Consider the following 1,241-nt stretch of genomic DNA (forward strand, 5'->3'; position numbering starts at 1 on the left):
TCGCTTTCGCGCTGGCACACTGTTGACTGGTTCAGCCAGTAAATCAGCCCATCAGTACCACCAGCGGCATTAATCACACGCTCGTTGGTCAGGAATGGACGCCAGCGCGGATCATTACCCAGTTGCTGTTCCTGATTCGGCAGCAAACCGGATGGAAGCTCTTTAAGTTCCTCCGGTTCACTGACCACCAGCACCCTTCCATGGAATAACTGCAGCAGGTTTTTACCGGGGCGTAATATGACTTGCCCCAGCTCTGGCACAATGACGGGTTTAAACAGTGCTCTCACCCCCTCACCTCTGGCATAGCCAATTCCTCAACAACTTCACCGCTTTCCACGTAATACAAATGGCTGTCTGTGATGTTATTGATTAGGAGCACTTCAATTTCCCGTTGCGTCATGCCTTTGAATATCTTCGCCAGCTTCTTACGGATCGGGCGGTAGGTTGGCTCTATACCTGCCAGCTTTGCTGCTGCGTAACTGTGGTGACCATCCATGATCAACGTGTATTGCTTGCCTCTCAGCACGACTGGATAGACTTCAACGTAGAAGCGGTTAAACCGATAGGCCTTGTCTACGACTTTTGCGCGATCAAGGTAACGTTGGCTGCTAATGAGTGGACCATTGATCATGATGCGCCCTCCCGCTGGTATTTTTCGAACCAGAACACGATTGGCGATTGCGTGATTTGAACCTGTCCAAATCGCTCGGCAGTACGGAAATTCACGCTGTATTGCCGCGCCCTCTCTGCCTGCTCTGCTATCTGCTCTCTGAACATCTCAACGCTGAAGGTTGCCTTAAACAGGTTGCAGGGCGCACAAGCTGGGAATAAGTTTTCCACCACATCGTTTTCAGGCTTCCAATGCTCTCCCGTATACACGATTGCCCGAGTACCGTTTTGCTTGCGCTCACCGAAATTCCACTTGCGTAGCGCAGCCTCGACGTGATCCGCATGCCAGCCTTTTTGAAGCTCACAGCCGCAATAAGCGCACCGACCGCCGAACTTCATGCGCAATTCTTCACGCTGTTTCTTGGTGAGTTTCATGCGGCGTTCCTCACTGCCAATCGTTCGGCTTCTCTGCGGATCTGCGCCATGAATGCTTCACCTTGGGCAAACAGCCGATCACGTTCGATATAGGCTATAGAGGGGCCACGCCACTGCTTATCAAACACCGCTATGGCGCCAGCAAAGAACGCACTGGTTGCAACCTGCTTTTCGTCTTTCGGTTTGAACCAGGTCGG

At 52.1% G+C, this 1,241-nt stretch carries 2 protein-coding genes and 2 pseudogenes; all 4 read right to left on the reverse strand.

Going from position 1 to position 1,241, the window contains the following annotated elements; all coding sequences use genetic code 11:
* A pseudogene (locus J5224_RS28620) lies at nucleotides 1–287 on the reverse strand (hypothetical protein); the annotation flags it as partial.
* Complete coding sequence (locus tag J5224_RS28625; RefSeq protein WP_264628486.1) at nucleotides 284–631, reverse strand: chromosome partitioning protein ParB; 348 nt, start codon at nucleotides 629–631, stop codon at nucleotides 284–286. The gene J5224_RS28625 and the pseudogene J5224_RS28620, both read right to left, overlap by 4 nt.
* On the reverse strand, nucleotides 628–1,044 hold the full coding sequence (locus J5224_RS28630; RefSeq protein WP_264628487.1) for an HNH endonuclease: 417 nt from the start codon (nucleotides 1,042–1,044) through the stop codon (nucleotides 628–630). Before J5224_RS28630 ends, J5224_RS28625 begins: the two co-directional genes overlap by 4 nt.
* A pseudogene (locus J5224_RS28635) lies at nucleotides 1,041–1,241 on the reverse strand (phage N-6-adenine-methyltransferase); the annotation flags it as partial. The gene J5224_RS28630 and the pseudogene J5224_RS28635, both read right to left, overlap by 4 nt.

This window comes from Candidatus Symbiopectobacterium sp. NZEC135, from assembly GCF_025962695.1.